The sequence below is a fragment of the Microbispora sp. NPDC088329 genome (assembly GCF_040685655.1).
In the GTDB taxonomy this organism is placed as follows: domain Bacteria; phylum Actinomycetota; class Actinomycetes; order Streptosporangiales; family Streptosporangiaceae; genus Microbispora.
Window position 1 is genome coordinate 205,956 of sequence record NZ_JBFBIP010000015.1, and the last position, 24,868, is coordinate 230,823.

General features: G+C 71.2%; 18 protein-coding genes and 1 pseudogene. 7 read left to right on the plus strand and 12 right to left on the minus strand.

Annotation, left to right across the window (positions count from 1 at the left end; genetic code table 11):
* Nucleotides 1-50 precede the first annotated feature (50 nt).
* Nucleotides 51-2,204, minus strand: coding sequence for a glycogen debranching protein GlgX (glgX, locus tag AB0O28_RS26310; RefSeq protein ID WP_363644532.1), 2,154 nt, complete (start codon nt 2,202-2,204; stop codon nt 51-53).
* Between the two features lie 208 nt (nt 2,205-2,412).
* Here glgX and AB0O28_RS26315 point away from each other — a divergent pair.
* A pseudogene (locus AB0O28_RS26315) lies at nt 2,413-3,615 on the plus strand (RNA-guided endonuclease TnpB family protein).
* A gap of 227 nt (nt 3,616-3,842) precedes the next feature.
* On the opposite strand, the gene AB0O28_RS26320 reads toward AB0O28_RS26315, so the two are convergent.
* Together AB0O28_RS26320 and AB0O28_RS26325 are read right to left on the minus strand one after the other, a co-directional pair.
* The gene (locus AB0O28_RS26320; protein WP_363644534.1) at nt 3,843-4,619 is read right to left on the minus strand and encodes an MBL fold metallo-hydrolase; all 777 of its coding nucleotides are present in this window, start codon (nt 4,617-4,619) and stop codon (nt 3,843-3,845) included.
* Between the two features lie 85 nt (nt 4,620-4,704).
* Nucleotides 4,705-5,076 carry a helix-turn-helix domain-containing protein gene (locus tag AB0O28_RS26325; protein ID WP_363644536.1) on the minus strand — a complete coding sequence of 124 codons (372 nt, stop codon included), beginning with the start codon at nt 5,074-5,076 and terminating at the stop codon, nt 4,705-4,707.
* A 76-nt stretch (nt 5,077-5,152) separates the two neighbouring features.
* Between AB0O28_RS26325 and AB0O28_RS26330 the strand changes: the two genes are divergently transcribed.
* Entirely contained in the window at nt 5,153-6,013 is an 861-nt protein-coding gene (locus AB0O28_RS26330) for an SDR family oxidoreductase (RefSeq protein WP_363644538.1), read from the plus strand.
* Between the two features lie 145 nt (nt 6,014-6,158).
* Entirely contained in the window at nt 6,159-6,764 is a 606-nt protein-coding gene (locus AB0O28_RS26335; protein WP_363644540.1) for a hypothetical protein, read from the plus strand.
* 3 nt (nt 6,765-6,767) lie between these two features.
* Here the strand turns inward: AB0O28_RS26335 and AB0O28_RS26340 are convergent, their stop codons facing one another.
* The 3 genes from AB0O28_RS26340 to AB0O28_RS26350 form a co-directional block, all read right to left on the minus strand.
* On the minus strand, nt 6,768-10,109 hold the full coding sequence (locus AB0O28_RS26340) for a BTAD domain-containing putative transcriptional regulator (protein WP_363644542.1): 3,342 nt from the start codon (nt 10,107-10,109) through the stop codon (nt 6,768-6,770).
* Nucleotides 10,110-10,185: 76 nt separating this feature from the next.
* Nucleotides 10,186-11,511, minus strand: coding sequence for a HAMP domain-containing sensor histidine kinase (locus AB0O28_RS26345; protein WP_363644544.1), 1,326 nt, complete (start codon nt 11,509-11,511; stop codon nt 10,186-10,188).
* 24 nt (nt 11,512-11,535) lie between these two features.
* Complete coding sequence (locus AB0O28_RS26350) at nt 11,536-12,219, minus strand: response regulator transcription factor (protein WP_363644546.1); 684 nt, start codon at nt 12,217-12,219, stop codon at nt 11,536-11,538.
* 157 nt (nt 12,220-12,376) lie between these two features.
* Between AB0O28_RS26350 and AB0O28_RS26355 the strand changes: the two genes are divergently transcribed.
* Nucleotides 12,377-13,006 (plus strand): hypothetical protein, encoded by a 630-nt coding sequence (locus AB0O28_RS26355; RefSeq protein WP_363644548.1) that lies wholly within the window; start codon nt 12,377-12,379, stop codon nt 13,004-13,006.
* Nucleotides 13,007-13,146: 140 nt separating this feature from the next.
* Here AB0O28_RS26355 and AB0O28_RS26360 read toward each other — a convergent pair whose 3' ends face one another.
* Nucleotides 13,147-13,863 carry a DUF305 domain-containing protein gene (locus AB0O28_RS26360; RefSeq protein WP_363644550.1) on the minus strand — a complete coding sequence of 239 codons (717 nt, stop codon included), beginning with the start codon at nt 13,861-13,863 and terminating at the stop codon, nt 13,147-13,149.
* 390 nt (nt 13,864-14,253) lie between these two features.
* Between AB0O28_RS26360 and AB0O28_RS26365 the strand changes: the two genes are divergently transcribed.
* From AB0O28_RS26365 to mscL, 3 genes are all read left to right on the plus strand, one after another.
* A complete protein-coding gene (locus tag AB0O28_RS26365; protein WP_030510556.1) occupies nt 14,254-15,258 on the plus strand; it encodes a LacI family DNA-binding transcriptional regulator in 1,005 nt (334 codons plus the stop codon).
* A complete protein-coding gene (locus tag AB0O28_RS26370; RefSeq protein ID WP_363644552.1) occupies nt 15,245-16,729 on the plus strand; it encodes a serine/threonine-protein kinase in 1,485 nt (494 codons plus the stop codon). Before AB0O28_RS26365 ends, AB0O28_RS26370 begins: the two co-directional genes overlap by 14 nt.
* A gap of 282 nt (nt 16,730-17,011) precedes the next feature.
* Complete coding sequence (gene mscL, locus AB0O28_RS26375; protein ID WP_363644554.1) at nt 17,012-17,440, plus strand: large conductance mechanosensitive channel protein MscL; 429 nt, start codon at nt 17,012-17,014, stop codon at nt 17,438-17,440.
* Between the two features lie 73 nt (nt 17,441-17,513).
* Here the strand turns inward: mscL and AB0O28_RS26380 are convergent, their stop codons facing one another.
* From AB0O28_RS26380 to AB0O28_RS26400, 5 genes are all read right to left on the minus strand, one after another.
* Entirely contained in the window at nt 17,514-19,496 is a 1,983-nt protein-coding gene (locus AB0O28_RS26380) for a glycosyl hydrolase family 28-related protein (RefSeq protein WP_363644556.1), read from the minus strand.
* A complete protein-coding gene (locus AB0O28_RS26385) occupies nt 19,493-21,061 on the minus strand; it encodes a glycoside hydrolase family 13 protein (protein ID WP_363644558.1) in 1,569 nt (522 codons plus the stop codon). Before AB0O28_RS26385 ends, AB0O28_RS26380 begins: the two co-directional genes overlap by 4 nt.
* Before the next feature lie 42 nt (nt 21,062-21,103).
* A complete protein-coding gene (locus tag AB0O28_RS26390; protein ID WP_363644560.1) occupies nt 21,104-22,081 on the minus strand; it encodes a carbohydrate ABC transporter permease in 978 nt (325 codons plus the stop codon).
* 11 nt (nt 22,082-22,092) lie between these two features.
* Nucleotides 22,093-23,016, minus strand: coding sequence for a sugar ABC transporter permease (locus AB0O28_RS26395; RefSeq protein WP_363644562.1), 924 nt, complete (start codon nt 23,014-23,016; stop codon nt 22,093-22,095).
* A gap of 127 nt (nt 23,017-23,143) precedes the next feature.
* Nucleotides 23,144-24,523 (minus strand): extracellular solute-binding protein, encoded by a 1,380-nt coding sequence (locus tag AB0O28_RS26400; RefSeq protein ID WP_363644564.1) that lies wholly within the window; start codon nt 24,521-24,523, stop codon nt 23,144-23,146.
* Nucleotides 24,524-24,868 lie beyond the last annotated feature (345 nt).

Consider the following 24,868-nt stretch of genomic DNA (forward strand, 5'->3'; position numbering starts at 1 on the left):
GCATAACCGCTGGTCAGCCCAACTGTTGGCCCACGGGGCCGGCGTACGGCTCACACGCGCCGCAGCACCCGCACCGAGCGCCCGTTCACGGGAACGGCCTCGCCGGCCCGGCACACGCGTGACTCGCTCAGCACCGGCATCGCCGTGTCCAGCTCGGTCGCCCACAACTCGCCGTAGTCGTCGGGGATCGTGAACTTGATGACCTCGTGGTGGGCGTTGAACAGCAGCAGGAACGAGTCGTCGCTGATCCGCCGGCCGCGCCGGTCGGGCTCGGTGATGGCGTCGCCGTTCAGGAACACCGCGAGCGCCTTGGCGTAGCCGTTCGTCCAGTCGGCGTCGGTCATCTCCGTGCCGGACGGCGTGAGCCAGGCGATGTCGCTCAGCTGGTCGTGCGATCCGCGTACGGGACGGCCGTAGAAGAAGCGGCGGCGGCGGAAGACAGGGTGGTCGCGGCGCAGCCGGGCGACGCGCCGGGTGAACTCGAGCAGCTGGCGCTTCTCCCGCGTCCCCGCGTCGTCCTTGGCACCGGAGTCCCTGGCGCCGGCCTCCAGGATCGCGCCCCAGTCGACCCAGCTGATCTCGTTGTCCTGGCAGTAGGAGTTGTTGTTGCCCTGCTGGGTGCGGCCGATCTCATCGCCGTGCGACAGCATCGGCACGCCCTGCGACAGGAACAGCGTGGCCAGGAAGTTGCGCTTCTGCCGCTCGCGGAGCTGGGCGACCGGCCCGGTGGCCGGGCCCTCCACCCCGCAGTTCCAGGAGCGGTTGTCGTCCGCGCCGTCGCGGTTGTCCTCGCCGTTGGCCTCGTTGTGCTTGCCGTTGTACGACACCAGGTCCTGCAGCGTGAAGCCGTCGTGGCAGGTGACGAAGTTGATCGACGCGGCGGGGCGGCGGCTGTCGTCCTGGTAGAGGTCGCTCGACCCGGTCAGGCGGCTGGCGAACTCCGGCAGCGCGGCGGGCTCGCCCCGCCACAGGTCGCGGATGGTGTCGCGGTATCGGCCGTTCCACTCGGTCCAGCGGGCCGGGAAGTTGCCGACCTGGTAGCCGCCGGGGCCGACGTCCCACGGCTCCGCGATGAGCTTGACCTGCGACAGCACCGGGTCCTGCTGGACGAGGTCGAAGAACGCGCTCAGCCGGTCGACCTCGTGCAGCTCACGGGCGAGCGAGGCCGCGAGGTCGAAGCGGAAGCCGTCCACGTGCATGTCGCGCACCCAGTAGCGCAGCGAGTCCATGATCAGCTGGAGTGCGTGCGGGCTGCGCATCAGCAGGCTGTTGCCGGTGCCGGTCGTGTCCATGTAGTACCGCCGGTCGTCCTCGACCAGCCGGTAGTAGTTGGCGTTGTCGATGCCCCGCATGGACAGCGTCGGGCCCAGGTGGTTGCCCTCCGAGGTGTGGTTGTAGACGACGTCGAGGATGACCTCGATGCCCGCCTCGTGCAGGGCCTTCACCATCGCCTTGAACTCCAGCACCTGCCCGCCGCGCTGCCCCGAGCTGGAGTAGGCGTTGTGCGGTGCGAAGAAGCCGATCGTGTTGTAGCCCCAGTAGTTGGACAGCCCCCGCTTCTCCAGCATGTGGTCGGTCACGAACTGGTGGACCGGCATGAGCTCGATCGCGGTGACGCCGAGCGAGAGCAGGTGATCGATGATCTCGGGGTGCCCCAGGGCGGCGTACGTGCCCCGGATCCGCTCGGGGATCTTCGGGTGGCTGATCGTCAGGCCGCGCACGTGGGCCTCGTAGATGACCGTGTCGTGGTACGGCGTGGCCGGCGGCCGGTCGTGCCCCCACCCGAAGAACGGGTTGACGACGATCGACCTCGGCACGTACGGCGCCGAGTCGCTGTCGTCCCGGCTGTCCGGCTCCCCGAAGCGGTAGCCGTACACCGCCTGGTCCCACTGCACCGAGCCCTCCACCGCCTTGGCGTACGGATCGAGCAGCAGCTTGTTGGGGTTGCAGCGCAGGCCCTCGGCGGGCGAGTAGGGCCCGTGGACGCGGTAGCCGTACCGCTGGCCCGGCCCCACCCCCGGCAGGTAGCAGTGCCAGACGAAGCCGTCCACCTCGGTCAGCGGGACGCGCTCCTCGTTGCCGTCGTCGTCGAACAGGCACAGCTCGACGCGCTCGGCCACCTCCGAGAAGAGCGCGAAGTTCGTGCCCGCGCCGTCGTACGTCGCTCCGAGCGGATAGGAATCCCCCGGCCAGATCTCCCTCATCGGACCTCCTCGCCCTCCGGCTCGGCGGTCATGCCGGGAAGGTCCCGGAGCCCACCGGCTCTATGGTCGCGCTCGCTCGCGGTCCGTCCCCTCGCGGAGACCCCGTCTGCGAGATCGTGGTATTGAGTGTCGTTCCCAGAGCGCGAAGCGTTCATCGACTTTGCTCCTTTCGCTGACCAAGAAAACGAAGGGACAGTAAAATCCGAACATGCGTACGGCCTACAAGATGCGGGTCTACCCCACCCCCGAACAAGCAACGGTGCTGAACCGCACGTTCGGCTGCGTACGCCTGGTCTGGAACACGGTCCTCGCATGGCGGCAGGCCCGCTACCCCACCTAGGGCGTGACAACCTCCTACGCCGAAACCGACCGGTACCTGACCAAGCTGAAACGCGGCGGCGAACACGACTTCCTGTACGAGGTGTCCTCGGTCCCGCTCCAGCAAGCTTTGCGGCACCAGTACACGGCGTTCGTGAGCTTCTTCGCCGGACGCACCAAATACCCGCGGTTCAAGTCCCGCCACGGCCGCCAGTCGGCCACCTACACGCGCAGCGCGTTCCGCTGGCGCGACCGGCAACTGTATCTGGCGAAGATGGACGCGCCGCTGAAACTCGTGTGGTCCTGGCCCCGCCTGGACCCGGCGACGATCAACCCTACGACCGTGACCATCACCCGTGACCCTGACGGCCGCTGGTACGCCTCCCTGGCTGTGGAGGAAGCCACCGAACCCGAGCCGCTTCCGGCAGGCGGGGCCTCGGTCGGCATCGACCTGGGCGTGAGCGACTTCGCCGTCCTGTCCACCGGGGAGAAGATCCCCAACCCGCGTCATCTGGACCGCAAGGCCAGGAACCTGGCCCGCTACCAGCGACGTACGGCCCGCAAGCAGCGCGGGTCGAACAACCGGGCCAAGGCCAGGGCGAAGGTCGCCCGCGCCCACGCCAAGGTCCGCGATGCCCGCGCCGACTTCCTGCACAAAACCAGCACCCGGCTGGTCCGCGACCACGACCTGCTCGTTATCGAAGACCTCAATGTCAAAGGCATGGTCCGCAACCGGCACCTCGCCCGGGCGATCTCCGATGCCGGGTGGGGCAAGTTCCGCCGCCAACTCGAATACAAGGCCGTCAAGCACGGCCGACTCCTGGTCGTGATCGACCGCTGGTACCCCTCGTCCAAGACGTGCAGCGCGTGCGGGCACCTGCTTGCCACCCTCAACCTTTCCACCCGGCACTGGATGTGCCCGGGCTGCGGCACCCGGCACGACCGGGACGTCAACGCCGCCAAGAACATTCTGGCCGCTGGTCGAGCGGTGTCCGCCTGTGGAGCTGACGTAAGTCCGCAAGGGTCCTCCCTTCGGCGGTCTGCAGTGAAGCAGGAAACCCAGCCCGTGAGGGGTGGAATCCCCTGCCATTAGGCGGAGGAGGAAGTCAAAAGACATCGTGCCTGCCCAGAAAAGGCTCCGACAGTCTCGCCACGTTAACTGCGTGTATGGCAACGGGGTGGACCGGCCATCGGCGGGCAAAGCACCCGTGACCTGGCCGGACTCGCCGGGCGCGGCCATGGGACGGCCTCCCGGCCGGATCGTGGCCGCGTCACCGTCCGTCATCGGCGCGCGTCACCGGCGAGGGTCATCGGCAGCGGTCACCGGCAAGGGGCCCCGGCGGGCGTCACCGGCGGGGCGGGCGGCGCCCCGGCGAGGCCGCGTACGGCGTCGATCACCCCGGCGACGCGGTCACCGGTCGCGGTGGGCCCGTGGGCCGAGGCGATCGCGATGATCTCCATGGCGGCGATCCGGTCGACGTGGCGGCCGAAAATCCGTGGGTCGAGCCAGTGGTGCCAGGGGCTGAGCGCGGCGGCGAAGGCGCGCACGGCCTCCAGGTGGTCGTCCGGGGGGAGCTCCCCGGCGTCCGCGGTCGCGGCCCGCGCCTCGGCGCCGAAGCAGTCGGCCGCCCAGTAGACGCCGCTGCGGTCGTCGTACAGCCCGCGGGTCGCCGGCGCGTCGTAGAACGGGGGCCGCACCGCGGTCAGCCGCCGGTCGCCCGCGTCGAACGACTCGTCGTCGGCGATCCATCGCGTACGGCCCGGCGGCGGCGCGAAGCCGCGACCCGGGCGCACGGGCGCCCCCGTGACCAGCGTCGCGGCCGGGCACATCTCCAGCGCGATCTCCAGGTTGCCCGCGTGGTCGGGGTCGTCGTGGCTCAGGAAGATCCACCGCACGTCCCGCGGCTCCACGACCGAGAAGACGTCCTCGACCCAGCGCTCGCGGTTCCCGGCGGCGCCGGTGTCCACGATCACCGGCTCGCGCCCGGTGATGACCATCGAGTTGGTGTGCGCGTAACCCGCCGCGGCGGGTTCGATCACCGGGACCAGCACCGCGTCGGGCGCGATCCGCCAGGGACCTGTCAGCTGTGTGTCCATGCCCCCAGGCTCGGCGGGCGGTCTTGTTCCGAACTTGGCGCGGGCTTGCCCGGGTCACCGTCGCGAGCGTCACCGTCCCGCGTGGTCACCGTCCCTCGTGGCGCTCCCGTGCGGCGACGACCTCGGGCATGCGCTCCTCCGTCCAGGCGAGGAGGGGAAGCAGGCGCTCGGCGGCCTCCCGGCCGAGGGGCGTGAGGCTGTATTCGACCCTGGGAGGGATCGTGTGCTCGGCCTCCCGCAGCACCATGCCGTCGCGTTCGAGTGCCTGAAGGGTCTGGGACAGCATCTTCTCGCTGACCCCGTCCACCCGGCGGCGCAGCGCGTTGAAGCGGTAGGGCCCCTCGTACAGGGCCGCCAGCGCCAGGATCGCCCACCGGCCGGTGATCGTCTCCAGCACCGTGCGCGAGGTGCACCTGCGCGAGAAGACGTCGGCGACGAGGTCCTCGAACTCCTCCATGGCCGTCAGCTTACGCTCCCGTAGTACTTTCTGATAGAAAGCACTAACTAAAGTAAAGCACTGCGGAGGAGAAACCATGATTGTCGTGACCGGAGCCACCGGGCACCTCGGCCGGCTGGTCGTCGAGGAGCTCGCCGCGCGCGTGCCCGCCTCGCGGATCGTCGCGGCGGTGCGCAGCCCGCAGAAGGCGGCCGACCTGGCCGAGCGGGGCATCGAGGTGCGCGAGGCCGACTACGACCGTCCCGCCACGCTGGGGCCGGCCTTCGAGGGAGCGACCAGGGTCCTGCTCATCTCCGGCAGCGAGCCGGGCCGGCGCGTCGACCAGCACAAGGCCGTGGTGGACGCGGCCCGGGCCGCGGGCGTCGAACTGCTCGCCTACACGAGCATCCCGCACGCCGAGACCACCCCGCTGGGCCTCGCGCCCGACCACAAGGCGACCGAGGAGCACATCCGCGCGAGCGGGCTGCCCTTCGCCTTCCTGCGCAACGGCTGGTATCACGAGAACTACGTCGCGGCGGCCCGGCAGGGCGCGCGGAGCGGTGTCATCGCGGGCAGCGTCCGCGACGGCCGCGTCGCCTCGGCGGCCCGCGCCGACTTCGCCGCCGCCGCGGCGGCGGTCCTGACCACCGAGGGACACCAGGGCGCGGTGTACGAGCTGACGGGCGACGTCGCCTGGACCATGCCCGAGTTGGCCGCCGTGGTCTCCGAGCTGGCCGGCACGCCGGTCGAGTATCGGGACCTGCCCGTCGCGGAGTACGCCAAGGCGCTGGAGGCGAGCGGCATGCCCGCACCGGTCGCGGCCCTGTTCGCGCAGGTCGACGCCGGTATCGCGGACGGCTGGCTCGGCGACACCCCCGGCGACCTGTCCCGTCTCATCGGCCGGCCGACCACGCCGCTGCGTGACACCCTCGCGGAAGCCCTGAAGAACGGCGAGTGACCGGCGGCGGCCGGGGACCCGCATGGCCCCGGTCGCCCACCGCCGTCGCCGTGCCGGGCAAGCGGTTCGCAAGTCATGTCGGCCCGCTGCAAGCGGCCGGTCGTACACCTGAGGCGTTCACCCCGTCCAGGAAAGGACCAGTCCGATGGGCCGCGCCTCCCGTTCCCCCCTCGGCCTCGCCACCGCTGTCGTCACCGCTGCCGGCGCCGCGGCCATCGCCTTCGCGGCCGGCGTCTCCCCCGCCGCCGCGGCCACCTGCGACCCCGCCCTCGTGGCCCCCTCCGGCAGCCTGGTCGGCGACCTGTGGCGGTCCAACGGCGGCGGGAACAGCGTGTACGGCTGCCCCATCACCAAGGAGTACGGCTTCGCCGGCAAGCGCGGTTCCTACCAGGAGTTCCGCAACGGCAAGATCGTTTGGTCGCCCGACCTCGGTGGAGGCGCCCTCGTCCGCGCCTACTCCGCGCAGGGCAAGGCCGTGTTCCGCTGGAGCGGCCTCGGCCGTGACTGGGACTTCTTCAACGTCCGCTGGAGCATGGACGGCGGTCCCGCCACCCAGGTGAAGGTCGGCAGGCTGACTCCGTGGAGCGGCGCCTACTCCATCGACCCCTACTGCGGGAACGGCGTCTGCAGCACCACCAACGGCCACGCGGTCGGCCGGATCGCCTTCGTCGTCCAGGGCTGCGATCGCGGCACCTTCGGCTCCGACTGCGGCCCGTGGAGCATCGCCACCTCCGTCAGGCTCGCCCACTGACCGTCACACGCGGGTCTGCAGGGCCAGGATCGGCTTCTCGTGCAGGGTGGCCCCCGAGTGGCGGACGAGGGCGAGCGCGTCCCGCAGGTGACGCCGCGCGGTCTCGCGGTCGTCGCGGGCGAGCGCCAGGCGGGCCAGGCACAGGTCGGTCACCGCCCAGCCGAGCAGGCGGCCCCGGTGTGGCAGGAGCAGCTCGCGCAGCGCGGACGCCGCGGCCGTGTCGCGCAACGCCAGGCATGCCTCGCTCAGCAGGTCGGGAATGAACCGGTAGGCGAAATCGCCCCGCACCCCGGCGAAGTCGTCGCGGGCCAGACCGGCGAAGACCTCCAGGGCCTCCTCCCTCCTGCCGAGGTCGAGCAGGGCCGCGCAGCGCAGCACCCGCCATCCCGGCTGGCCCGGCCGGCGCGCCAGCGCCTCCTCCGCCAGTGTCAGCGCCGCCGCCGCGTCACCCCGCATTCGCGCCGCGAGGCAGCGGAACACGCCGGCCCGGCTCTCGGCGTGGTCGCGGCCGAGCGCGCCCTCCGGATGGAGCCGGGCCGACTCCTCCGCCTCCTCCAGGGCGCGGCCGGGGTCACCGCGAAGGTAGGCGTGGATCGCCGACAGCCAGGCGCTGAGACTGAGCAGGGCGGGCTGCCGGATCCTGCGCGCGGTGTCCGACAGCCAGGTCAGCAGCCGGTACGCCCGCTCCAGCTCGCCCTGTTTGACCAGCTCGACGTGTTCGGCCTCGCGGGCCAGCCATTCGGCCACCAGGTCCCCGCTCCTGCGGGCCACCTCGGTCATCTCGTCGATGGCCGCCTGCCGCTCGGCGTGCCCGGCGACCCCGCGCGAGAGGATCTCGTACGCGCTCAGCGCGCGCAGCAGCGACCCGTCGTCGCCCCGCAGGCGGGCCTCCCGTACGGCCTCCGCCGCGAGCGCGACGCTCTCCTCTACCGGCCGGGTGAAACAGCCCGTGATGGCGAAGGCCGCCAGGAGCTGGGACCGCCACGGCGAGCCCTCCTCCTGGCTCCGCAGCGCCCGCTCGATCCGCCCGGTCAGCGCGCTGCCCGCGGCCCATTCCTCGTACATCGCCCACGACAGCGGATCGGAGAACCCGAGCGCGGCGCGGGCCAGCCGGTCGTCGTCCCCGAGAGCGTCGGCGATCTCGGCCGCCTCCTCCAGCGAGGCGTGGACCTGCGTGCTCATCCCGGCCGCCGACTGCGCCTCTGCGAGGCCGAGCAGCAGGTCGCATCGCAGCGCCCGGCTCCCGCTCGCGGCGGGCACCGGAAGCTGACCCGTGAGGGCGACGGCGTGCCGCAGGTGCTCGACGGCGTCCTCGTAGGCGAACTGGGCCATGGCGTGGGCGGCCGCCTGCCGGGCGTACTCGATCGCCTTGGCCGCCATGCCGGAGATGACCAGCCCCTCGCGGTAGTGGTGCGCCAGCTCCGCCAGGTGCGTGCCGCGCCGTTCGAGCACGGCCGCGATGGCGGCGTGCAGGCGGCGCCTGCGCAGCGGGGCGAGGCCGTCGCGCAGCACGTCGCGAACGATGTCGTGGGCGAACCGGTAGACGAGGTCGTGCTCGGTGAGCAGGCGCGCCCGGACGGCCGCGTCGAGCACGTCGAGCACCTCGTCGCGCGGCACGTCCATCACGTCGTGCACCACGTCGAGCAGGACGTCCAGCGGCGCGTCGCGGCCCAGCAGCGCCGCCGCCGACAGGACGCCGGGCGCGCCGGGAGGCATCGCCGCCATCCTGCCGCGCAGCACGTCGGCGACCGCGGCCGGCGCCTCGCCGCCGTCCAGGTGGACGAGTTCGCCGAGGAAGAAGGGGTTGCCGCCGGTCCGTCTCGCCACCTCCGCCGCCCGCGTGGCGTCCCCGCCCGCACGCCGCAGATACTCGGCGATGGCGTCCTCGCCGAGGCCGCCCAGTGTGATCCGCTCGACCTGCGGCAGCCGTACGAGCGTGGCGAGCGTTCGGGACAGCGGCCCGCCGACCTCCGTGTCGCGGTACGTCGCGATCACGGTCAGCCCGGGGCACGCCCGCGTGGTGGCGAGGAACTCCAGCAGGCGCAGGGACGAGGCGTCGGCCCACTGAAGGTCGTCGAGGACGACCAGCACTCTGCTCTGCGCCGCGGCGTGCTCCGCCACCAGGCGGGCGAACGCCTCATACAGCGCGAACTCCCCGGTCGCGCCGAGCACCTCGGCCAGTTCGCCGTGCCGTCCGGTCAGCTGCCGCGCGGCCTGGGCCCAGGGCCAGAACGGCGGCGCGCCCGTGCCGTCCCAGCAGCGGCCGAAGACCGCCACCGGCGCGTGCGCCGCGGCGTCCTCCGCCAGGCTGGTCTTGCCGATGCCCGGCTCGCCCGCCACGAGCACGATCCGCGTGCCGTCCGCGGCGACGGCGCGGCGCAGCACGTGTGATTCGGCGGACCGCCCGATGAGCGCGCCCTCCTGCCGTCCGGCGCCGCCCGTGTCCGTCCCGGCACCGGTGACGGAAGGCGCCGTCGCGGGGGCCGCGGCCGCGGAAGCCACGGTCATGGGGGCTGCGGTCTCGGGGGCCACGGTCTCGGGGGCCACGGTCTCGGGGGCGCGGGGAGCTGCGGGCGGGGGCCTCAGCGAGGGGTCCTGCTCCAGGATCCGCCGCTCCAGCTCCCGGGAGCCCGGGTCGGGGTCCAGGCCCAGCTCGCCGACGAGCAGCCGGCGGCCCTCGGCGAGCAGGGCGAGCGCGTCCGCCTGACGACCGGCCTGGTAGAGGGCGTGCGCGCCGAGCCGGCGCAGCCGCTCACGCAGGGGATGCGCCGTCACGAGCCTCGTCAGCTCGGGCACCAGCGCCCGCCCCGCCCCGAGCGCGAGCTCGGCCTGGGCCACGTCCTCGATGATCGAGAGCCTGAGCTCCGCGAGGTGGGCGATCTCGTCGCGCGCCCAGGGCTCGTCCTCGAACCCCGCCAGCGGCTCGCCCCGCCATTCGGCCAGGGCCAGGCGGAGCCGCTCGGCGGCTCCCGCGTGGTCGCCCGCCTCGAGCAGCCGCCTGCCCGCCGCGACGGCGGCCTCGGCGCGGCCCAGGTCCAAGCTTTCGGGTGGCAGCTCGAGCGCGTACCCGCCCGGCCTGCTCACCAGCACCGACGCCCTCGCCCTGCGCACCCGGCCGGGTTCGAGCACGCGCCGCAGCTTCGACACGTACGCCTGGACCGTGTTGACCGCCCCCGGCGGCGGCTCCTGCTCCCAGAGCGCGTCCACGATCCTGGCCATGCTCACCGGACGCGGCGCCGCCAGCACGCACAGAGCCAGGACCGCCCGTTGCTGGGACGGGCCGACGTCGAGCGGCGCCCCTCCGTCGTCGAGCACGACGACCGGGCCGAGCACGCGGAACTCCAACGCGATCTCCTCCGGTTGCGGTCCCCCGAATGTATCCCGCCCCGGTCGGTATTTTCGGACGATCTACGACAAAGGGTCAGTGACGGGAACCGCGGGCGCGGGCGCGCCTCAGCAGACCGCGACGCGGGCTCGCGGCCCGGCCGTCGGTACGCAGCCACACGTTGACGCCGGTCCCTCCGAGCGCCGACGGCTCGACGCGCACCCCGCCGCCCGTCGACTCGGCCAGGCGCCGGGCGATGTCGAGGCCGAGCCCGGTGGAGCCGGCCCCGCTGTTGCCCCGCCGCAGCGCCTTCTCCGGATCGGGGATGCCCGGGCCCGCGTCCGCGACGAGGATGCCCACCATGCCGCTCCCCCGGTGCAGGGTGACGCGGAAGGCCGTGCCCTGCGGCGTGTGACGGAAGACGTTGCCGAGCAGCGCGTCGACCGCCGCACCGAGATCGGCCGCGGCGACCGGCACCGGACTGGGCTCGTCCGCGCCGACGAGCTGCCACGGCCGCGCCTGGTCCTCGGCCAGCGCCGACCAGAAGGCGAGCCGTTCCCGCAGCACGAGCGCGGCGTCGCAGCGTGCCGGTGCGGGCCGGGACGGCCGACGGGCGGCCTCGATGATCTCGTCCACGGCCTGTTCGAGCCGGTCGATGGCGAGCCTGCGCTGCTCGGCCTCGGGACCGGTGCCGCCGAGGTTGAGCCGCAGCGCGGTCAGCGGGGTGCGCAGCCGGTGCGACAGGTCGGCGGCGAGTTCGCGCTCGGCCGCGAGCAGTGCCGCCACCTGGTCGGCCATCGTGTTGAACGCGCGTCCCGCGGCCACCAGCTCGGGCGGGCCGTCCGGGACGATGCGCACCGTCAGGTCTCCCGCCCCGAGTGCCGCCGCCGCCTGCCCGAGGCGGCGGGCCGCCCGGACCACCCGGGCCCCGAGCCGGTCGGCCACCACCACCGACCCCACCACGAGGGTGACCGCGACGCCGGTCAGCACGGCCCAGGAGGTGGACACGCCCTTCCTCGCGTCGGCCTCGGGCGCGTACACCTCGATGACGGCCCGCCGCCCGCCGCCCAGCGCGACCGGCCTGAGCAGCACGTATCCCTTGCCGACCGGCACGGTCCTGGCGCTCTCGGCCGCGCTCGCGACGTCGGCGGGCGCGACCCGGGACCGGCCCACCGTACGCCCGCCGGGAAAGTGGACGGCCAGGCGCGAGGCTCCCGCCGGGGTGCTGGCCAGCGCGCGCTCCAGCGCGGCCGCGTCGTCGGTCACCACGAGGGCGGGCACGATCGTGGCGGCCTGGCGTTCGGCGTCCGCGAGCGCGCGGCTCTCGGCGATCTCCTTAACCGCCACGGCCAGCGGGATGAGGAAGGCCAGCGCGACCATCGCCGTCACGGCCACCGCGACCAGGGCCAGGCTCCGTCTCACCGCCGCTCCCGTCCGGCCCGGGACTCAGTCCCCGGGAGGGGGACTGAGGCGTACGCCGACACCCCGCACGGTGTGCAGATATCGGGGGTGGGAGGCGCTCTCGCCGAGCTTGCGCCGCAGCCAGGACAGGTGGACGTCGATCGTCTGGTCGTCCCCGTACGACTGCCGCCACACCTCGGCCAGCAACTCCCTGCGGGAGATCACCCGATCGGGACGGGCGGCGAGGTAGGCCAGCAGGTCGAACTCCCTGCGGGTGAGATCGAGGGGCGCTCCGTCCAGGCGGGCCTCCCTGCGGTCGGCGTCGACGACCAGGCCGCCGACCCTCGCGACCGACGAGGGCGCCCCGGGCCTGGCCCGGCGCAGCACGGCCTCAAGGCGGGCGTTGAGGTGGTCGCCGGAGAAGGGCTTGACCAGATAGTCGTCCGCGCCGCCGCGCAGCAGGCGGACGATCTCCGCCTCGTCGTCCCGCGCGGTCGCCACGATGACCGGTACGTCGGAGATCGCCCGGAGCATCTTCAGCGCCTCCGCGCCGTCGAGATCGGGCAGCCCCAGGTCGAGGACGACCACGTCGGGAGCGGCGTGGGCGATCTCCCGCAGGGCGTCGAGCGCGCGGCCCGCGCTGCGGACCGCGTGGCTGCGCCCGGTCAGGTCACGGATGATCGCGGACCGGACGAACTCATCGTCCTCAACCACCAGAACGGTCGCCATGGGGAAGAAACGTACACTCCCTCCTGGTACGGCGTCCCGGGAAGAGCGACCCGAAACACGGGGATTCGCGGCGATTTAAGGCAGGCAAAAATCCATAAGAGGTGTCCGAAAAAGGACCGGGCGACCTTTACAGATCGCGAGATAGAGTGAGCGGCCCATGAGAAGGGCCGCAGGTTACTTGGTCGCCTGGTGCGGGGCCACCGCGCTCGCCGTCGGTGTGTCCTGGCTCGGCGTGCGCGACGTGCTGCGCAGCGCGATCCTGGACGAGGCGCCTCTCGCCCCGGTGGTCGCCGTCGCCGCGCCCCTGTCCACCTCCCCCGACGCCCCCGCCCCGCCGGCCACCCCGGACGGCGAGGCCTCCGGCGGCCCGTCCGGGAAGCCGTCCGGAAAACCGTCCCCCTCAGACGCGACGCCCGGCCATCCGTCGCCCTCCCGGGCCCGGGCCACCGTCACGCCGCCGCGGACCGCGCGGACCTTCCCGGAACCGCGCCCGCCCCGCTCCACTCGGCCGGCGGAATCGATGGAGCCCTCGCTCACCACCCGGCCGCGCGAGGCCGCGGGCGGGGAGAGCCTGCACACGTTCACGCTGAAGGGCGGCAGGGCGACGATCGCGGTGACCTCCGGGGACTGCCGAGTGGTGACGGCGACCCCGAACGACGGCTACGAGGTCAAGGTCTGGGAGACCGACCAGTGGCTGCGGGTCGCCTTCCTCCGGGACGCCCATGAGTCGTCCGCGTTCTGCACCTGGAACGCCCTGCCGCCCAGGCTCGACACGTACGAGAACTGAGCGGGCCGGGTCCGCAAACTCCGGTGGGCCCGCTCCGGGAGCGGCTCGGTCCGGGAGCGGCTCAGCTGAGGAGAGCTCGGCCCGGGAGCCGCTCGGTCCGGAAGCGGCAACGGCCCAGGAGTGGGCACAGCGCAGGAGCGCTAATCCAGGAGGGCGCGGTACTTCTTCAGCTCCTTGACCTCGGCGCTCAGGGAGGTGGCGGTGGCGACGGCCAGCGCCTTGGCTCCCGGGAACGCGCCTTCCGCCTGCTCGGTCCGGGCGAGCTTGATCGCGCCGTTGTCGTGCTCGATCATCAGCGTCACGTACTTCCGGTCGAAGCGCGGGCCGTTCAGCTTGGCGAGCGCCTCGATCTCGTCCCGGGTCTGCGTGCCCGGCATCGCGTGGTCGCGCGGCAGCGGCTCGGCGCCCCACAGGCCGAGCCAGCCCTGGAAGGTGCGTATGTCGGCGTCGCGGGCCGTGGCGACCTTCGCCGCGAGCTGACCGACCCACGGGTCACCCGCCCGCGTCTGCGCGAGCCTGGCCATCTCCAGCGCCTGGAGGTGGTGCGGGATCATCTGCCGGGCGAACGCCACGTCGGCGGCGTTGGCCCCGCCGGTCGGCTGCGCCGCGCCGGTCCCGCCCGGGGTGGGAGTGAGCGCGGCGTCCGGGGTCTGCCCGGCGTCGGGGGTCGTGGCGGCGCCGGGAGTGAGCGCCGCACCGGGGGTGGGCGCGGCCTCGATGGTGGTGGGGGGCGGGGCCTCGGCCGATACCGCGGGTGCGGGCGATGCGGCCTCGCCCGCCGGGTCCGGCGCGCCGCATCCGGCGAGCAGGGCCACCGCGAGCACGCCCGTTAACGCGCCCGTCACACGAGCCGTCACGACAGGGAGCCGGCGCATACTGGTCGTCACAGGAGGGCCTTTCCGGTTCTGGCTCGGGGACGGACTCGAGGGCCCGATGCCGGGCGCGATCGGATCCGTCCGGGATCCCTTCGCCGCAGGACCCTACCGCCGGGGAGCCGTTCCGGCCGCCCCCACATGGCATTTCGGCACATTTACGGTGATTATCGGACAAGCTGGGCATCTCATGTCAAAATCCCCATTCCCTTCCATCGACCACCCCCGTGCTCTAGCCTCCAACTGTGCCAAACGGGAGCGAAACTCTACGAAAGGTTTCACACCGAGGAAACCTCTGTTGACACGAGCGAAACAGTGATACTTTCGCTTGGGAGCGCTCCCAAGCCGTGTGAACCTTCGGGCCGAGGAGACCGGATGGCCGATCTTCCCACCCTCGCAGAGGTAGCCGCCGCAGCCGGCGTCTCCCCGGCAACAGCTTCCCGGGTCTTGACCGGCTCGGTACGCGTGACCACGTCGACCCGTCGACAGGTCCACGACGCCATGTCGCGTCTGGGCTATGTACGACGCCGCGCCCCCAGGGGATCCGCGGGCAGACGGGCCGAGCAGATCATCGCCGCGGTCGTCTGCGAGCACAGTCCACGCCTTTTCACCGAGCCGTTCTACGCCAGGCTCCTGTCCGCCTGCGAGGAGGTACTGACGACGCACGGGGTCCCGATGGTCGTGATGACCGCGACCCCTGCGACCGCCTCCATCGCCGCTCCCCCGCTGGTCGCGGGCGCCGTCGACGGTGTCCTTCTGATCGGCGCACGGGCGCGGCACCCCCTCGCGGTCACGCTGGCGGCCTCGGGCGTCCCGGTGCGCTGTGCCGGGCGGCCGCCAGACGGCATCGACCTCCCGTTCGTCGACATGGACAACCGTGACGGCGGACGGCAGGCGGCCGAGCACCTGCTGCTCAACAACCGCAAGCACATCGCCACGATCGCCGGGCCGCCGACCCTGCCGGCCGCCCGCGACCGGCTGGAGGGCTTCCGGCAGACGCTCCGCGACGCCGGCGTGCTCGACATGCCCGTGGCGTACGGCGACTTCACCCATGCGTCCGGCGCGCACGCCATGCAGTGGCTGCTGCAACGGGCGCCGCACCTCGACGCCGTGTTCGCGGCGTCGGACGTGATGGCGGCCGGGGCGATGCAGACACTGCGCCGAGCCGGGCGGAAGGTGCCGGACGACGTGGCCGTCATCGGATACGACGACGCGCCCGTGGCCAGGCACACCTCGCCGACGCTGACCACTGTCCGGCAGCCCGTCGAGGAAATGGCCACGCTCGCCGCACGACTGCTTCTCATGACACTCGGGGACGGGGACAATCCCAAGGGCAATCCGGTGCTGCCCACGGAACTGGTGGTTCGTGAATCGGCCTGAGCTTCAAGAAGGCGACGTCCTGACCCGTCGTTATCTGCTCCAGGAGCGCATAGCGACGGGCGGGATGTCGGTCATCTGGCGTGCCTTCGACCAGTCACTTCAGCGCATGGTCGCGATCAAGGTGCTGGACGGCTCGCTCGACGACGACAACCCCGGACGGGAACTCATGCGGCGGGAGGCGAGGGCCACCGCCCGGCTGATCCATCCCGACGCGATCGAGGTCTACGACTACGGCGAGACGGTCACGAACGGCGGCAGGCTGGCGTCCTTCGTGGTCATGCGCCTGCTTGAGGGCCGGTCGCTGGCCGACCGGATCATCGAGGGCCCCCTGCCCTGGGCCGAAGCGGTGGATATCGCCGCCGGGCTGGCGAAGGTGCTGGCCGCGGCGCACGATCGGGGCATCGTCCACCGGGACGTCACCCCGGAGAACGTGCTGCTCGCCGACGACGGGCCCAAGCTGCTCGATTTCGGGATCGCCGCGTTCATCGGCGAGGCCGACGACCAGCTGGTCGCCGACTTCGGCACACCGCCGTACGTCGCGCCGGAGCGGCTGAAAGGGACGACGGCCGACCCCGCCGTGGACGTCTACGCGCTCGGCGTGCTGCTGTTCGAGATGCTCACGGGCGCCCTGCCGTACCCGGAGAAGACCTGGGAGGGGATCGAGGCGGCACGGCGGGAAGGACCGCCGCCGGCCCCCGAAGGGGTGCCGGGCCTGCCGCAGGAGGTCGCCGACCTGTGCCGGCGCTGCCTGTGCCCCGACCCCGTGGACCGGCCGACCGCACGGGCGGTGGCCGCCGCCCTGATCGCGGTGAAGAAGCCGCCCGGCCCGCGCGGGGCGGGGTGGGGTGCCGCCGCCGTCGGGGCCGCCGCCCTCGGCGGCATTCTGTGGATCAGTCAGACGGGCGGCCCCGAGGTCGGAGCCGTCGCGGTCCTGCCCAGCCCGTCGGCCGCGTACGCGCAGGCCAGCGCCTCGCCACCGCCACGGGTCGAAGCCGTCACCGAGCCCGTCACCCGGCCCCGGCACACGGTCGCGCCCGTCGCGGACCCCGTACGCACAGCGCGGCACCGCCCCACAGCCACTCCCTCCCACAGCGTCAAGGTCGTCAAGAAGGACCGGCACGCGGAGGACACCGTCAGGCGGCCGAAGACCTCGGCCACCGGCAGATCCGACGTGGCGCCGCTCCCCCTGGCCGCCACGGCCGCGCCGCCTCCGCGGATCGACACCGCGGTCCGGCAGTTCAACCTGCTCGTGGACGGCTCCGAGGCCACCAACGACATCGACGACGACGTCGCCCTGGACCTCAAGCAGGTGCTGCGCAACGCCGTCGACAACGGCCAGGGGCTGTCCGCCATACGCACCAAGGTCGAAGTCCGGTACCGCGAGGGACGGCTGCCGCTCGTGTTGAAGGGGGAACTGCTGGCCGCGCTCGACCGGGTCGAAGCCGCCCTGGCCCAGGCCAGCGACACCTGAAGTGGGAGCGCTCCCAGAACAACCGTCTGTTGAGTTGGGTCAAGACCGAAAGTCCGGCCGCGGTCCGTTAAGCGGCCACATCGGGACCGAAATAATAGTCTAGTGCGGGGCCGGCCGACGATGCCCAGCCCCGGCAGCCCCACACCGGTCTCACCGCTGCTCTGTGCGCCGGCCGCCGGGTGAGGCGAATATCCCGTCCTGTGCCATTGATCGCTCCGGCTCCGGACCGGTTCCCTCCCCCACGCCCTTGCATAGGAGAGGCAAACCGGATAGCCGTTGCCCATGAGCGGATTCAAGAAGTTCCTCTTACGAGGCAACCTGGTGGAGCTCGCCGTCGCCGTCGTCGTGGGCGCGACGTTCAGCGGGCTCATCCAGGCCCTCGTACAGGACCTGATCACCCCCCTGATCGCGGCCATCACCGGCGGGAAGCAACCCGACTTCTCCAGCTACAAGTTCACCGTCAACGGCGCGGTGTTCAAGTACGGCGACTTCATCAACCACATGCTGACGTTCCTGATCGTCGCCGCCGTGGTCTACTGGCTGGTCGTCCTGCCGATGACCCGGTTCCTGAGCCTCTTCGACACCAAGAAGGAGGCCACCGAGAAGAAGTGTCCCGAGTGCCTGTCGGACATCCCCGTCGACGCCCGCCGCTGCGCCTTCTGCACAGTTGAGCTGTCCATCGTTCCCGCCGCCGAAAGGCCCCCTGCCTGAGACTTCTCACAGCAAGGACTCCCAGCCCCGGATGAGGCAGGGAGTCCAGTGGATCAATTGCAGCCGGGGGGCGTCACCATTGGGACGGGGCGGGCGGGGGGACGACCGGGGGGCGGTCGTCGCAGGTGATGGTGTTGGGCAGCATCCAGGGGACGAGCCAGCCGCCGTCGTTGCCGCCGAGGTCGGTCAGGGAGAACTCCGACCCGGAGGGCGGGAAGTTGAAGGCCCCGCAGTTGTTGACGCCCACCGCGCCGACGTTGCGGGCGTCCACGTTCTCGAAGGACGCCGAGCCCTTCACGCGGGCGCTGACCACGGAGGTGCCCGTGCCGTCGACCCGGATGTCCCTGAAGCGGACCTTCGGGATCGCGTACAGGTCCTTCACCGACCACTCGCTGACCAGCATGATCGCGTTGTAGGTGCTGTCCAGGTAGTGGTCGCCGCTGACCTCGATGTCCGCGTCGATGTCCTTCTCCAGGGCGTAGAACCAGATGGCCCCCAGGCCGATCTTCCAGTTCAGCTCGAACGTGCCGGCCCGTACGGTCGTGTTGCCGCTGATGCGGAGCCTGCCCGCGAACGGCTCGGCGCCGAACCGGGAGCCGACCTGGATGGCGCTGCCCTCCCTGATCGGGTCGGCGATCAGATTGTTCGCGACCGTGTTGTCCGTGCCGCCGTAGATCGCGATGCCGTTGGCCAGCACGGGTGTCTGCACGGTGTTGTGGTCGACCGTGTTGCCCGCGTCGGCGGTCTTGTCGGACCACAGGGCGATGGCGTCGTCACCGGTGTTGCGGAAGAAGTTGCCCGACACGACGGAGCCCGTCACGCCGGTGTGGAAGTTGAGCCCGTCGGCGATCTGGTCGGCGATGACATTATTGGTGATCTTGAGGTTGCGCATCGGGCCGTCGAACCACATGCCGACCTTGGTGTGGTGGATGTAGAGCCCGTCGATGGTCGAGTCGCTCATCGCGCCGCCGACGCCGTTGACCTGGTCGGTGTCGATCCGCTCGCGGACGTCGCCCTCGATGGCGAAGCCGGACAGGTGGACGCCCCGGCTGCCGCCCGCCGAGGCGTCCTTGCCGTAGAAGCCGACGCCGGTGTGCACCGAGCCGTCCGGTGCCGGGGTGTCCAGGTCGGCCTGGCGGCCCTTGATGATCGTGTACCAGCTGCCGGCACCCGTGATCGTCACGTCGTCCACGACGATGTGACGGTTCACCTGATAGGTGCCCGGCGGGATATAGACCTTCAAGTGTGTACGCTTCGCGAAGGCGACGGCCTTGTCGATCGCCCCGGCGGAGTCGCGCCTGCCGGTGGGGTCGGCGCCGAAGGCCAGCACGTTCGCCGCGAGGACCTCCACCCGCGGCGGGCCGACGAGGTGCGAGTCGAGCAGGTCGACGACGGTCCACGTGGCGTTGCTCCGGGCCGGGACCGTCAGCCGCACGGTGTCACCCGCCCGGTACGTCCGGCCGAGCAGGAGGCGCTGCTCGTCGTAGAAGTGGTTCGGGCGGAACGGCTTGGTGATCTCCGGGGCCGGCGTGGTGGCGTCCGGCACGCAGGAGCACTCGGTGATCCACCAGTCCGGGTGCAGCAGCCCCGCGTTCGGATCGTTCGAGAACGGATACTGGTTGTAGAGCCAGGCGTACTGCGACGTGAGGGTCATGGTGGCCCGCTTGTGGCCGTTGACCGCGACGTCGAGCGGCGCGGTGATGCCGCCGCCCCCGGGAGCGTCCGGGATGCTGTAGCGCACCGTGATCGCGTTGGCCGCCTTGGGCAGGGTGAACTCGACGTACTGCCCGGGGGCCAGCCTGACCGCCTTGCGGCCGGACGCCTCCGCGGGAAGCGTGTACGCGTCGCGGCCGGGGCCGATGACCGTGCCGTCGGTGGAGGCGTTCTCCGCCTCCTGCTCGGCGAAGTCGACGCCGGCCCCGCGCCCGGCGACGAGCGCCGGGTCGAGGGCGGCCCGCGTCACGACGGGAGCCTTCGCCGAGGCCGAGGCGGACGCGGGCGTCTGTAAGACCACGAGCCCGGTGACGGCCAGCGCCGCCGCCAGCAGGATCCTCATCGGTCCTCCATGATCCAGACGGCGGTGTCGGACGGGAGCAGATCGCCGTCGACCGGGCCGCTGGCCAGCACCACCGGACCCGTCTCAGGGAGCGCGACCGGCTCGGCGCCGAGGTTGACCAGGCAGACCAGGCCGGAGTCGCGGCGGAACGCGATCACCTCGTCCCCGTACGGCAGCCAGGTCAGCGTGCCGTCGCCGAGCAGCTCGCGCCGCAGACGCAGGGCCGAGCGGTAGAGGCAGAGCATCGAGCCCGGATCGGCCTCCTGGGCCTCCACCGTGAGGTCGCGCCAGCCGGCCGGTTGCGGCAGCCAGGGCTCGCCGGTGCTGTAGCCGAAGGGCGGCTCGGTGCCGGACCACGGCAGTGGCACCCGGCAGCCGTCGCGGCCGCGGACCGTGTGGCCGGAACGCTCCCACATCGGGTCGTCGAGGAGCTCCTCGGGGAGGTCCTCGACCTCGTTCAGGCCGAGCTCCTCCCCCTGGTAGACGTAGACGCTGCCGGGCAGGGCCATCGCCAGCAACGCCGCCGCCCTCGCCCGGCGTCGGCCGAGCTCCAGGTCGGACGGCATGCCGTCCCGGCGCTCGGCGTTGTCCCAGGACGTGACGGCCCGGCCGTACCGGGTGACGGGACGGGCGACGTCGTGATTGGACAACACCCAGGTCGCGGGCGCGCCGATCGGCACGTGGGTCGCGAGGGTCAGGTCGATGCTGCCGCGCAGCGCGGCCGGTTCCCACGCGCTCGACAGGAAGTCGAAGTTGAACGCGGTATGGAGCTCGTCGGGGCGCAGATAGTTGGCGAACCGCTCCTGGTCGGGCAGCCACACCTCCCCGATGAGGATGCGCCCGCCGTAGGAGTCGGACACCCGCCGCCACTCGCGGTAGATCTCGTGGACGCCGTCGTGGTCGGTGTACGACTCCTCCACACTGTCGAGGTCCTTGACGAGGACGGCCGCGGAGTCGATGCGGACGCCGTCCACGCCCCGGTCGAACCAGAACCGCAGCACGTCCAGGAACTCCTGACGCACGGCCGGGTTGTTCCAGTTGAAGTCGGGCTGCTCGGGGGCGAACAGGTGCAGGTACCACTCGCCGTCCGGTACCCGCGTCCACGCGGGACCGCCGAAGATCGACTGCCAGCCGTTCGGCGGGCCGTCGCCGACGCCGGGGCGGAACCAGAACCGCTCCCGGGCCTCCGAACCGGGACCGGCCTCCAGGGCCTCCTGGAACCAGGCGTGCTGGTCGGACGCGTGATTGGGGACGACGTCGACGATCGTACGGATGCCCAGGCCGTGGGCTTCCTCGATCAGCTTCTCCGCCTCGGCCAGGGTGCCGAAGACCGGCTCGATGCTGCGATAGTCGGCGACGTCGTAGCCCCCGTCGGCCATGGGAGAGGGATACCACGGGTTCAGCCAGATGGCGTCGACGCCGAGGTCGGCCAGGTACGGCAGGCGTGACCGCAGCCCCGCCAGGTCGCCCGTCCCGTCGCCGTTCCCGTCGGCGAAGCTGCGCAGGTAGACCTGGTAGATCGCGGCCCCGCGCCACCAATCGGGGGTCGAGGTGTTGCCGGGCATGCTGAATACAACTCCTTACGGGGTGATGGCGACAGAGGGTTTTCAGCCCTTGAGGCTGCCGGCCGTGAGACCGGCCATGATGTGCCGCTGGAAGAGGAAGAAGACGACGATGGTCGGGATACTCGCGATCACCAGGGAGGCGACCAGCACGTTCTGCGGCATCTGCGAGGAGAGCGAGGCGATGCCGATGCTCACCGACATCTTGTCGCTGTCCGGCAGGACCAGCAGGGGCCAGACGAAGTCGCGCCAGACGTTGACGACGGTGAGGATCGAGACCACCCCGAGGATGGGCCGGGAGATCGGGATCACCACCGACCACAGGATGCGGCCCGGCGACGCGCCGTCGATCTCGGCGGCTTCGAGCAGCTCCCTGGGGATGGAGTCGAAGAAGCGCTTGAGCAGGAAGACGTTGAAGCCGTTGGCCGCGGCCGGCAGCCAGATCGCCCACGGGGTGTTGAGCAGGTTCCACCCGAAGATCGGCACTTCCTTCACCGTGAGGTACGCCGGGAGCATGATGACCATGGGCGGGATCATCAGCGTCGACAGCATCAGGGCCAGCACGACCTTGCCGAGCACCGGACGGAGCTTCGACAGGGCGTACGCCGCCGAGACGTCCACCGCGAGTGTCAGCAGCCAGGCGCCGCCGGCGTACAGGGCCGTGTTGCCGAGCAGCGTGCCGAGGTCCAGCAGATCCCACGCCTCCAGGTAGCCGTCCAGGGAGAAGTGCGACGGCAGGAAGGTCGGCGGAATCGCGTTGAGTTCCTCGGTGGACTTCATCGCGCCCGTGACCATCCAGTAGAGCGGGAAGACGAACGCGGCGGTGAAGCTCACCACCACGATCACCAGCACGATCCAGTAGATGATCCGGCCGCGGGTCGTGTTGAGCTGGTGCGGCGAGACGGCGGTGCGGAACTGCGTGTCGAACGGCTTGCGGGGCCGCCGCCCGCCGCCGCCCCCGTGGCGGACGGGGACGGTGGGCGTCCCGGCAGAGCGGTCGGGCACGACAGTGGTGTTGGACATGATCGCTTCCCTCACACCGTGTTGTCGCGCGAGACGCGCAGGTAGATCGCGGAGAACACCATCAGCACGATCATGAGCATCAGGCCGAGCGCGTTGCCCGCGTTGAGATTGCCGAAGTTGAAGGCGTACTGGTACATGAGGTAGACGACGCTGACCGTGGCGTTCTCCGGTCCGCCGCCGGTGAGCAGGTAGGGCTCGATGAAGACCTGCATCGTCGCCACGATCTGCAAGAGGAGCATCACCAGCAGGATCAGCTTGGTCTGCGGGATGGTGACGTGCCAGATGCGCTTCAGCAGGCCGGCGCCGTCGAGCTCCGCGGCCTCGTACAGCTCGCTCGGGATGGTCTGCAGGGCCGCGAGGTAGATCAGCGTGCCGCTGCCCATGTTCGTCCAGGTGGAGACGATGACCAGCGAGATCAGCGCGGTGCTCGTCGAGTTGAGCCACTGCAGGCCCGGCAGGTGAACCAGGCCGAGGACCTGGTTGAACAGCCCGTAGTCGGGGTTGTAGAACCACTGGAACAGCAGCACGCTCACCGCGGGCGGCAGCATGACCGGCAGGTAGACGACGAAGCGCAGGTAGGCGCGCGCGTGCCGGAGCTCGTTGAGGACGATCGCGGTGACGAAGGGGATCCCGTAGCCGCACAGCAGGGCGAGCAGGGTGAACACCGCGGTGTTCATCCAGGCCGGCCCGAACGCGGGGTCGTTGATTACGGTACGGAAGTTCTCCAGCCCCACCCACTTCGGTGGGTCCACGAAGTTGGTCTTCTGGAAGCTGAGAATGACCTCCCGGATCATCGGATACCAGGAGAAGAACGCGAAACAAATCAGAGCGCCGCACAGGAAGCCGTAGGCGGTCACGTTGCGCCGCACGGCGCGCCGCAGTCTCGTCGGCTGCCGCCGCCTGCCGCCCGCTGCCGGGATGCTCGCTGTGGTCATCGTTGTGAATCCGATCTCGACGTGTGTGGCCCGGAACGCGCCCCGGACGCGATCCGCCGGGGCGCCGGCCGCGCGCGGATCACACCCGCGGGCGACGCCCCGGACCAGTGCCGGATTATCAGGGCCGTCAGCCCTTCGAGGCCAGCAGGGAGTTGACCTTCGACTCGGCGTCGGACAGGAGCTGATCGATGTTCGCGTCCTTGCGGGTCAGCACGGCCGACATCGGAGTGTCGAGGATCTTGTAGATCTCCTGGGCGTACGGCCCCGGCTCGGCCTTCGGCGGGATGCCCTTGGAGCCCTCCACCCATCCGGCGAACTGCCCGGCGTCGATGTTGGCGTTCGCCTTGCGCAGGTCGTTCACGGCCTGACCGGACGGCGTGTCCGCGCCGTACAGGTCGGGGTACGGCTGGCCGACGGTCAGGTTCGCGCCCTTGGCCCGCACGTAGTCGAACTGACCCTTGCCGGGGGTGAGGAACTTGTACTCGATCCACTTGAGGCCGGCCTTGATCTGCTCCGGCGTGGCCTTCGGGTTGATCATGTAGCCGGCGCCGCCATTGAACAGCGCCTTGGCCTCGGGCTGGGCCGTGATGGCGTAGTTCTCGAACTTGCCGCCGAAGTCGTTGCGCAGCGAGATGAGCACATCGGGCGCACCCAGCATCATGCCCATCTTGCCGCCGGCCATGGCCTTCATCAGGGCCGGCCAGTCGATGTACAGCTGGGAGCCCATGCTGTTGTCGGCCCACCGCATCTGGTGGAGGTTCTCCAGCACGGCCTTGCCCTCGGGGGTGTTGAAGGCGGCCTTCTTGCCGTCGTCGGTGATGACCGATCCGCCGCGGCCGTAGATGGATGCGGTGAAGTGCCAGCCGCCGACGTTGTTCCCGCTGTACTCGCCGTACCCGACATAGCCGGGCCCGAGTGCGGCGATCTTCTTCGCGGCGGCCTGCACCTCTGCCCACGTCTTGGGCGGACTGTTCGGGTCGAGCCCGGCCTTGGTGAAGACCTCTTTGTTGTAGACGAGGCCCATGCCGTAGCCGTCGGTCGGCAGACCGTAGACCTTGCCGTCCTTCTTGAAGAGGTCGATCGAGCTGTTGTAGTCCTGGAACGTCTTGATCTCGTTGACGTACGGCGTGATGTCGGCGGCCTGGCCGCTCTCGATCAGGCGGCCGACGTTGGGAAAGTTGACGTAGAACACCGTCTCGAGCTCGCCGCTGGCCAGCTTGGGCTCGAAGGTGCGCGGGTCGTAGCAGGGGAAGGCGTCGGTGACCTTCGACACCTTGATGGTGGGGTTCAGCTTCTGAAAGGCCGCAAGGTCTTCCTCGAAGGTCGCGCGCTCCGCCTTGTTCGTCTTCGGCGGCTCGCAGTTGACCGAGATCGACACCGGCCCCGCGCCGCCGGGCGCCGCACTGGCCTTGTCGCCGCCGTTGCCGCTGTCGTCGGTGCCGCACGCCGCGGCCGTTGCAATGGCAAGTCCCGAGACCAGCAGTATCGAGAGCTTGTGGGATTTCATCCTCGTTCCCTTCTGGAACCGCGCACCACGACCCGTCGAAGCACACGGCTCGGGGGCCGGCTGGAGCGCCCCGATCCGCTCGGTTGCGAGAAACATACAGAGGCATGCAGGACTGAGCAATAGTCCATCATTAACTCTGCAAAAAAGTGACAGTGACCGGTCTATCGCGGGCATGGGGCTGGTACCGCATGGGCGGGAGTACCGTGACGCGCTCAAGGGCGGGCGGGTGCTCCGGCCGGCCGTGATAGTGGCGGTCAGGTGAGCCGCGCGGGCGCGGCCATCGCGGGCGCGGTGGTACATGGCACGGTCTTACGCCGGCCTCCGCACCCGCCCGCCCCCGGCGCT

Bases quoted from the DNA above. Each gene is read 5' to 3' on its own strand.
- glgX (WP_363644532.1), bottom strand. From the start codon at position 2,204: ATGAGGGAGATCTGGCCGGGGGATTCCTATCCGCTCGGAGCGACGTAC.
- AB0O28_RS26320 (WP_363644534.1), bottom strand. From the start codon at position 4,619: ATGGACACACAGCTGACAGGTCCCTGGCGGATCGCGCCCGACGCGGTG.
- AB0O28_RS26325 (WP_363644536.1), bottom strand. From the start codon at position 5,076: ATGGAGGAGTTCGAGGACCTCGTCGCCGACGTCTTCTCGCGCAGGTGC.
- AB0O28_RS26330 (WP_363644538.1), top strand. From the start codon at position 5,153: ATGATTGTCGTGACCGGAGCCACCGGGCACCTCGGCCGGCTGGTCGTC.
- AB0O28_RS26335 (WP_363644540.1), top strand. From the start codon at position 6,159: ATGGGCCGCGCCTCCCGTTCCCCCCTCGGCCTCGCCACCGCTGTCGTC.
- AB0O28_RS26350 (WP_363644546.1), bottom strand. From the start codon at position 12,219: ATGGCGACCGTTCTGGTGGTTGAGGACGATGAGTTCGTCCGGTCCGCG.
- AB0O28_RS26355 (WP_363644548.1), top strand. From the start codon at position 12,377: ATGAGAAGGGCCGCAGGTTACTTGGTCGCCTGGTGCGGGGCCACCGCG.
- AB0O28_RS26365 (WP_030510556.1), top strand. From the start codon at position 14,254: ATGGCCGATCTTCCCACCCTCGCAGAGGTAGCCGCCGCAGCCGGCGTC.
- mscL (WP_363644554.1), top strand. From the start codon at position 17,012: ATGAGCGGATTCAAGAAGTTCCTCTTACGAGGCAACCTGGTGGAGCTC.
- AB0O28_RS26380 (WP_363644556.1), bottom strand. From the start codon at position 19,496: ATGAGGATCCTGCTGGCGGCGGCGCTGGCCGTCACCGGGCTCGTGGTC.
- AB0O28_RS26385 (WP_363644558.1), bottom strand. From the start codon at position 21,061: ATGCCCGGCAACACCTCGACCCCCGATTGGTGGCGCGGGGCCGCGATC.
- AB0O28_RS26390 (WP_363644560.1), bottom strand. From the start codon at position 22,081: ATGTCCAACACCACTGTCGTGCCCGACCGCTCTGCCGGGACGCCCACC.
- AB0O28_RS26395 (WP_363644562.1), bottom strand. From the start codon at position 23,016: ATGACCACAGCGAGCATCCCGGCAGCGGGCGGCAGGCGGCGGCAGCCG.
- AB0O28_RS26400 (WP_363644564.1), bottom strand. From the start codon at position 24,523: ATGAAATCCCACAAGCTCTCGATACTGCTGGTCTCGGGACTTGCCATT.